At 36.0% G+C, this 8,588-nt stretch carries 5 protein-coding genes and 2 pseudogenes; 6 read left to right on the plus strand and 1 reads right to left on the minus strand.

Annotated features, from left to right (window positions below):
* From ACFINO_RS08425 to ACFINO_RS08450, 6 genes and pseudogenes are all read left to right on the plus strand, one after another.
* Positions 1 to 525: pseudogene (locus ACFINO_RS08425) on the plus strand (PBSX family phage terminase large subunit); the annotation flags it as partial.
* Between the two features lie 260 nt (positions 526 to 785).
* A complete protein-coding gene (locus ACFINO_RS08430; RefSeq protein ID WP_375655432.1) occupies positions 786 to 1,952 on the plus strand; it encodes a tyrosine-type recombinase/integrase in 1,167 nt (388 codons plus the stop codon).
* Positions 1,953 to 2,159: 207 nt separating this feature from the next.
* Entirely contained in the window at positions 2,160 to 2,360 is a 201-nt protein-coding gene (locus tag ACFINO_RS08435) for an AlpA family transcriptional regulator (RefSeq protein ID WP_007346825.1), read from the plus strand.
* A 97-nt stretch (positions 2,361 to 2,457) separates the two neighbouring features.
* The gene (locus ACFINO_RS08440; protein WP_375655433.1) at positions 2,458 to 3,321 is read left to right on the plus strand and encodes a toprim domain-containing protein; all 864 of its coding nucleotides are present in this window, start codon (positions 2,458 to 2,460) and stop codon (positions 3,319 to 3,321) included.
* Between the two features lie 12 nt (positions 3,322 to 3,333).
* Positions 3,334 to 4,941, plus strand: coding sequence for a YfjI family protein (locus ACFINO_RS08445; protein WP_375615311.1), 1,608 nt, complete (start codon positions 3,334 to 3,336; stop codon positions 4,939 to 4,941).
* Between the two features lie 583 nt (positions 4,942 to 5,524).
* Positions 5,525 to 5,980 (plus strand): annotated as a pseudogene (locus ACFINO_RS08450) (type ISP restriction/modification enzyme); the annotation flags it as partial.
* Positions 5,981 to 6,270: 290 nt separating this feature from the next.
* Here the strand turns inward: ACFINO_RS08450 and ACFINO_RS08455 are convergent.
* Positions 6,271 to 6,909 (minus strand): hypothetical protein, encoded by a 639-nt coding sequence (locus ACFINO_RS08455; RefSeq protein WP_375655434.1) that lies wholly within the window; start codon positions 6,907 to 6,909, stop codon positions 6,271 to 6,273.
* Positions 6,910 to 8,588 lie beyond the last annotated feature (1,679 nt).

The raw sequence follows: 8,588 nt of genomic DNA on the forward strand, positions 1-8,588 counted from the left end.
GATGCCACGGCGATATGGATAGCACAGTTTGTGGGGCGAGAAATTAGAGTGCTTAATTATTACGAAGCACAGGGACAACCGCTATCAGAGCATGTAGGCTGGTTGCGTCAAAACGGTTATGAGAAGGCATTGATGGTTTTGCCTCATGACGGTGCGACCAGAGACCGTGTGCACAATGTGAGTTTTGAAAGTGCTTTAAATGATGCGGGCTTTGAAACACAGGTTGTTCCCAATCAGGGAGCAGGGGCGGTTAAGATGCGTATAGAGGCGGTGCGACGTATTTTACCTTCAGTATGGTTTAACGAAGAGACAACCGTAGCGGGTCGTAAAGCACTGAATTGGTATCATGAGAAATGGGATGAGAAGCGTAATATTGGTTTAGGCGCTGAGCATGATTGGTCCAGTCATGGTGCGGATGCCTTTGGCTTGATGTGTGTGGGTTATGAACAGCCGGTGCAGAAACAGAAGAGACCAGCTTATAGCGGTAGAGAAACTTATGAGAGCACGTCATGGATGGCAGAATGATGGATGATGAAGAGCATTTAGAAAAAGAACATAACGCATCAGATCTGTCAACAGAAGGTTTGTTTCGTAAGCTTGTCAGCTGGTGACAAGCTATTGATTTATAATGATAATCTAGCGTTATTCATATTGAGTTAAAGACCCGAATAACGTAAGATTCTCTTATTTCAAATCTGTTTATATTGAATCAATCAAAACCACTCGTTTGCACATAGCAAGTGGGATGAGTGTGTGGATAAAATTTGTATAAGAAAGGACTTAAAATGGCTCTTATGAACCGTCTTAATGCAAGATCTGTTGCAACATTAGGGGCTGGCAAATATAACGATGGTGCCGGCTTGTTACTTCACAAGCGTAAAGATGGAGGTGCTCAATGGATTTACCGTTATACCATTCATGGGCGCCGTCGTGAAATGGGCTTGGGGGCATTGCGAAACGTTTCTTTAAAAAAAGCGCGTGAATTGGCAAATCAATGGCGTTCTGTTTTGCATGAGGGTCGTGACCCTATTAAAGAACGCAATAAACAAAAGCGTGAAGCAATAAGCAATCTCCATTATTTAAAAGATATTGCCATGGATGCTTTTGAAAGTCGTAAAGCTGAATTAAAAGGGGATGGAAAAGACGGACATTGGTTTTTACCATTACGTCTTCATATTCTCCCCAAATTAGGCTGTTTACCCGTTTCAGAAATTACCCAAACTGAGATACGCAATACTCTTGCTCCTATCTGGCATACAAAAGCTGGAACAGCTAATAGAGCTCTTAATCGTCTTAATATATGTCTCAAACATGCGGCTGCACTAGGATTGGATGTTGATTTACAAGCAACAGAAAAAGCACGTGCTCTCTTAGGCAAACAACGTCATAAAACGCAAAACATGCCCGCAATGGATTGGAAAGAGGTCCCTGCCTTTTATAAAACACTTTGCCAAACAACAATCCTAACACAACTGGCTTTGCGTTTGCTTATTTTGACAGGAGTTCGTACTTTTCCTTTGCGTCATATTCGTGAAGGTCAAATTGAAGATGATGTCTGGACAATTCCTGCTGAAAATATGAAAGGAAAGCGTGATACTACAACAGAATTTCGCGTCCCCTTATCAAAAGAAGCGCTGAAAATTATTGAACAAGCTCGTTGTATTTCTAAAAGTGATTTTCTTTTTTCTCCTACCGGTCGCGGTCCTCTTTCACATACGATGATGGCTTGGTATATGAGAAAAAATAAAATTGAAGCATGCCCGCATGGTTTTCGTTCTAGTTTACGCAATTGGCTTGCTGAAACAACCGATGCTTCCTATGAGGTTGCTGAAACTATTCTAAGTCATACAGTCGGAGGACAAGTAGAGCGTGCTTATCGTCGTACGGACTATCTAGAACAGCGCCGTGTTTATATGGATAAATGGGCGGCTTATGTCACTGGTCAATCTTAAGATATGGGGTGAATAACCCCATGATCTGTGGATAACTTTCTCTCTCTTCTCTCTCATTCTTTCTCAATAAGAGTCATAAATTATCACATCACAAATTATATGATAAAATATTGTTTTCTATGAATAAAACATCTTTCTAAATGAACCAAAATGTGGTTAATAAATAGTTATGATTTGTTACCATTTTTTGATAGAAAGGATTTTAGTATGACAGAAAATGATATTCTTTTGACAGACCGTGAAAGTGCAAAATTGCTTCATATGAGTGTCTCAACATTCCGCCGTCATGTTACCAATGGCTCTCTCCCAAAACCTTTAAAATTTGGTTTTTTATCCCGTTGGTTACAATCGGATCTTTTGAATGTAATCGAACAAGCAAAACAGCAACGTCAAAATGACGCGGCATAAAAAAACCTTGTCACGTAAGGACGGACAAGGCTTTCTCAAACTCATCACCCTAGAGATAGCACAATCCGTCCTATGACGCAACGTTATAGGATTAAAAATGATGTGTTCTTTTAAGAATGCGCAAGGTATCACACGTGCCTTGCGCGGGGTTTGGCATGGGCGTTATGGAACAGCCCGTTGCCCTGCTCATGATGATAGGCTGCCTAGCTTATCCCTTGCCAATGGACATGATGGGCGTCTTTTACTCTATTGTTATGCTGGCTGCTCTTTTAGAGAGATCATACAAGCGCTTATTAGAATTGGATTGCTTGGAAAACAAGCTTATGATCAGACGCTCTCTTTCTCAAAACAGTTTTGTGCTGATCTCAAACAAGCAAAAAGGAAAGCAGAAAGAGCAATTTGGCAACAAAGCCAACCAATCAAAAATACTTTAGCAGAAACCTATTTACGTATGCGGGGTATTACATGTGATTTGCCTGCTGATTTACGTTTTCATAGCAAATGTCCACACCCCTCTGGGGGTACATTGCCCGCGTTGGTTGCTCTTGTTAAGGGGGCTGGTTCCTTTGCCATTCATAGAACCTTTTTAAAAGACAATGGCTGCAAAACAGATCAGAAACCAGCAAAAGCCATGTTGGGATCTGTAACGGGTGGTGGGGTGCATTTAAGCCAAGCCAATCCAAAACATCTGGTCATTTGTGAAGGCATTGAAACCGGTCTGGCTCTTTTGTCTGGGTTGTTATCAGAGCCCGTTAATTTATGGGCTTCTCTTTCAACCAGTGGCATGATGCGTGTGAATTTACCCCCTACAAAAGGACGTCTGACAATTGCAATGGACGGCGATGATGCGGGGCGTAAAGCAGGTTTTAACCTAGCTGCACGTGCTTATAGCCAAGGCTTTGAGGTCTTTATGATGCAAGCTCCAAAAGGAACTGATTTTAATAACGTATTACTTTCTTAAAAGAGGGAAACTATGAAAGATAGTAATTTACAAAACAATAATGAAAATACTCCCGTCAATGATAACGATAATGTCTCTTTAAACGAAAATACTTGTTTAAAAGCCATTTCTTATGAACAAGCCTTGCAACAAAATGGTTGGGGGCAATTACAACCGATTGCTACGGCTCTCTTACCCGTCGAGCCTTTTAAAATATTCCTGCTTCCAACACCATTAATAAACTATGTTTATGACGTTGCTGATATTCAACAATCTTCTATCGATTTTGTTGCTGTTTCTGCTTTATGTGGATTGTCTGCTGTCATTGGAAATGGCGTGCGGGTTTCTCCAAAACAACATGCCAATTGGAAAATTGTTCCTAATCTCTGGGGTGCCATTGTGGGGGAACCTTCAACTATGAAAACAGATACCATGGAAGCTGCTTTAGCACCTCTTGATGTTTTTCAAGAGGAATGGCATCAAGAATGGTTAAAGAAGAAAAAACAGCAAGAAACAAAAGATATTCTTATTGAATTAGACAAAAGAGAAAAGAAAAAACAAGCCTACAAAGCACTCAAAGATCAAGACGAGGAACAAGCCCTTGCTCTTCTTTCTCAATCTCTTGAACATAAAGAAAGTGAGGAAGATGACACGCTTAATAAACGACGTCTTATTGTCAACGATGTGACCGTCGAAAAGCTTGGGGAATTGTTAAAAGAAAACCCCCGTGGTCTCTTGTTGGTTCGTGATGAATTATCTGGTTTTTTATCCGATTTGGAACGGAAGGAATATCAATCAGACCGTTCTTTTTATCTAACAGCTTTTAATGGCAAAAAATCATACACCTATGACCGTATAGGACGTGGAACCATTTTTATTCCCAATGCAACCATTTCCATTATTGGGGGCATTCAACCTTCACGGATTATTCCCATTATTCAAGCAATGCACCATGGAACAAATAATGACGGCTTATTGCAACGGTTTCAAATGCTGGTGTGGCCCGATGAACGAAAAGAGCGGTTATGGGTTGATAGACCTCCCAATCAAAAGGCATGGGAAAGTTATCAAGGAATTTTTCGTTCTCTTTATGATAAACCATTAGGATCACCAAAACACCCTATTACCATACGCTTTTCTGCTGAAGCTCAAGAAATGTTTCGTGTATGGTGGGAAAATTTTCAAAGAACAATCAAAGGAGGTCATTTCTCATCAAGTTTACAAGCGCATCTTTTGAAAATGAATAAAACCATACCAACCCTTGCATTGATTTTTGAATTGAGTGAAGGGGGGCGTTTTGAAATCAATAGAGATGCCCTTGAGAGAGCCTTATATTGGGAAGAATATCTGATAAGTCATGCAAAACGTCTTTATGCGGCGAATGATACATTAACAGCAGAGCGTGCAAAATTAATTGTAGAGCGCTGTGATCTTTTACCCAATGTTTTTACGGCAAGAGATATCTATAGACGGTGTTGGAGATCTTTAAAAGACAATGGAGCCGTTAAGCAAGCTTTAGAGCTTTTATGTCGTTGTAACTATATTCGTGAATTTCCTATAGAGGGGAATGAATTAGGTCGGCGTCCTGATAGACGGTATGAATGGAATCCTTTGGTTAAAAACAACAGCATAAAACAATAAAGAAATCTCTTTTGAAGTCTTTAAGACAACCACGCAAAACTCTTTTTATGGCATTCTCATCAAGGAACTTTTTTCCAAAAGCAAATGATCTGAGTGACCTTATCAGAAGAGTTTTGTCAGTCTTGTCAGTTCTTTTTAGAACCTATATTATTTTTTTAAAATGAGAGAAAATTAAAAACATTATATTTCAATATGTTAGAATTTTAACGATACAACCTATATCGATAATACAACCTTAAATACAATCAATAATATATATTTGTCAGTTTGTGTCTGTAAATTGAACTAACAAACTAGATTATTTTAGTGACTCATAAAATCTATCAAAATAATCATTATGATATTTTAAAAGCACATGCTTCATTTGTCTTTTTCCATAAAATAAACAGCAAATTTCACTATTTTGCTGATCTGATCTCTCTCATGGGCTGCGTATAAACAGCATTTAAAAAACTTTTGAAAAAATTATCGGCTTTTTTAGCATTTTTCTGCATTTTTTCTCAATTCATTCAAAATGGATTTAATAAGCTTCGTTTTAATTCTTTTGAAGAGACTTAAACCCCTTATACGAAAACGGAACTCTGTTGTAACAGGGCGTGAACTGGATCATTTGCACGTGAATTATGAAACTGTAAAACCTTATCCCGTAACCTTTAAAAAAGGTAATCCAAAAGTTACAGAGATCTCTAATCCAGAAAAATTCTATTACGTGACTGAAATGAAATTCGCAAAAGCAGGTAAAGAGAAAGATAAAACCACTGTTATTTATAATAACAATATCACAATAACAGATATCCCTCTTGACGCTTGTGAGTATATCGTTAATGGTAAATCCGCTCTTGAATGGGTTATGGGGCGTCAATGTGTTAAGACTGATAAAAAGAGTGGCATTGTTAATGATGCCAATCGTTATGCTGTTGAAACCATTGGCAACCCTGCCTACCCTCTAGAGTTATTTCAGAGGGTTATTACCATAAGTTTAGAGACAATGAAAATCGTTAAGAACTTACCAAAATTAGAAATTAGAGAAACTGAATAGACTTGGCTTGCTAAACTCACAAAGGGGTATAGAATCTTATAACCATAATCTATACCTCTTTTGTTAAGTTGATTAGATACAATCCTAATATGCGTTATTCTAAAAATAAGGCTTTGTACTTTTAAACACTCTTATTGGGATTGCTTTAAGACTTTTAAGAAACCCACTCTTAAATAGAATTAGATTTTTTTACATCGCCTTTAAAAGATTATACCGTAATCTAAAATGATAGCTTTATTAACATCGACCTTGTGGCTAAAATTCGTGATTATGCTGCTATTTTCCTAACTCTACTTTGGGACTATAAGCCCCTCTTTGGCTAGTTTTTCAACAGTTGTTTCAGCAACGCTTACTATGAGATTAGAAAATGATGCAAAAGCATTTCCATCGCTATAGCCTTTTGCTAGCCATATGGTTTCTTTGTTTTTTGTATGGTGAATAAGATAAACACTAACACTTATGGCGGGCTTACTAATATTATATCCACCGGTCACATAACCTGGTGTCGTCTCAGTTTCTATGGTAGCAAAGTTTCCAAATCCCGAAATAGTACTTGTAGAGGTTCCCGGATGATACGTTGGCGGGATATATGTCTGCGATATAGCACGATTATCAACGCTAACTATTAGGAGTGCATCTGCGCCTTTATTTGTTATAATTTCCTCTTTCTCGTTATAGGAATAATTACGAGTTAGAGGGAAAAGTTCTAATCCTCTCAATATCTGTACATTGTATTTAGCAAGCGATTTCTCAAAGGTGTCTTCAAGTGCTTTTTGCTCAGAAATAGACATGCCAACACCTCCTATGACCACCTTTTTCGTTTGAAATCGTCCCTTGTAGTTTGGATCAACAATTCCGTTCAAATGTGTTATAGGACCACAAGCTGTGAGTATTAACAAACAAAGTAAAATAAAAAACTTCATCATCATAAACCTTTGATTAATGCAAAAGTCTAATAATGTATTTATAATTCAAATTAAAGATACGATTTGAACTTTTAAATAATTTTTTTAGATTGTTTTGCAAAATTTAAGAAATCCACTCTTAAAGTGAATTAGATTTTTTTACATTGCCTTTAAGAGATTATACCGTAATCTAAAATGAGTGCTTTATTGTTATCAAAAGCTTTGTTTAAAGAGAGTTATGTATATTCATTTTGCTTATAGGTTTTGAAGGTGTAAAAACCGTCAAAACCCCCTCAAAACGTATATTATTAGTTGAATTTATAGGTTGTGTTATCAATATGGGTTGTTTTTTAAAGGTCTGTAAAATCTTAACATATTGAAAAATAACGTTTTTACTTTTTATCGTTTTTTTACATAATAGCAGCAACCCTCAAAACTCAAAACCCCTTCAAAACTCATAACCATAAGGATCTTGATAGCATTTATTATGATTATAATCCCTTTCTTTTGAAAGGCTTTAAAAGATCACATACTCTCATAAGACATGTTTTAATCATTCACTAAATGATCACTTTTGTCGATTCAATGTACTGACATAAACTGACAAATATATATTTACAGTTGTATTTATTTGTTATGGCTGTTTTAATAAGTTGTATTTTGAAAAATTGATAAAACTTAACTTATTGAAATATAATGATTTTAATTTTCTCTCATTTAAAAAAAATGATATAGGTTCTAAAAAGAACTGACAAAAATGACAAAAGTTTATTAAAAGGGATTTTGCTCATCTCTATAATGATCAGTTTCTATTGAGATGTTTTCATAAGTGTTTTCATAACGGTCTATAAATCACAATTATCATATATCCTATTTATCATTTCTCTTATGAACATGAAAAATGATGCCATGGCTATAAAGAACATAACAACTATAGAGAAAGCAAAAATGCAAATGAAAGCATTTGTTATAAGAGCGCGGTGCTATTAAGGTCGTTTAAATTAAAGCCCCTTATAAACAAAATTCACAAAAAATTTAAAATTCATTTAGTAACAAAATTGATAGGTTATAAAGTTTAAAATACGCATTATGAGAGCGTTTCTAAATATTATAAATGTATAGATTCAGAAAATAACGCAATCGTTTCATAAAACATATAATATAGCTTTAAAAGCACATAAATATAAAAGAAGAAATTAATAAGCATAAGATATTATCAATACACAACGTATTTAAAAAATAAGAAAAAATATCAAAAAGATAGAAATATTATTTGACAATAAATACGTATTTTGTTACACAAATAATCAAGTGATTAACAAACACTAAACATGTAGCGGATAGATTACGATACAATCTTTCCAAAGCTTTTAAAAACTGGCTATCTTTTATGCTTTAATTAGCATATATGATGATTTTGTCGGGTGTGCTTACACCATACAATACCCTTATGGGAAAAGTGTAAGCAACGGACTACATGCCGTGTTTGTTAACGCCCGACGCCCTTAAAGGGTTGTCAATAACAAACATATAAACATGTAGGTTTTAATTATGAAAAATATCTCAAACAACACCCCCGTTATCTCTAATATTGCAAATGAAACCGCGTCTGTTAATCAACAAGAGCCTGCAAAAAAATACGAATTTATTGATGATTGTGAATATATCGATGGTCATTTCTTAACTCGAATTAGAGCCTTAAG

This window comes from Bartonella sp. AA83SXKL (genome assembly GCF_042196965.1).
Taxonomy (GTDB): Bacteria; Pseudomonadota; Alphaproteobacteria; order Rhizobiales; family Rhizobiaceae; genus Bartonella.

Bases quoted from the DNA above. Each gene is read 5' to 3' on its own strand.
- ACFINO_RS08430 (WP_375655432.1), top strand. From the start codon at position 786: ATGGCTCTTATGAACCGTCTTAATGCAAGATCTGTTGCAACATTAGGG.
- ACFINO_RS08435 (WP_007346825.1), top strand. From the start codon at position 2,160: ATGACAGAAAATGATATTCTTTTGACAGACCGTGAAAGTGCAAAATTG.
- ACFINO_RS08440 (WP_375655433.1), top strand. From the start codon at position 2,458: ATGATGTGTTCTTTTAAGAATGCGCAAGGTATCACACGTGCCTTGCGC.
- ACFINO_RS08445 (WP_375615311.1), top strand. From the start codon at position 3,334: ATGAAAGATAGTAATTTACAAAACAATAATGAAAATACTCCCGTCAAT.
- ACFINO_RS08455 (WP_375655434.1), bottom strand. From the start codon at position 6,909: ATGATGATGAAGTTTTTTATTTTACTTTGTTTGTTAATACTCACAGCT.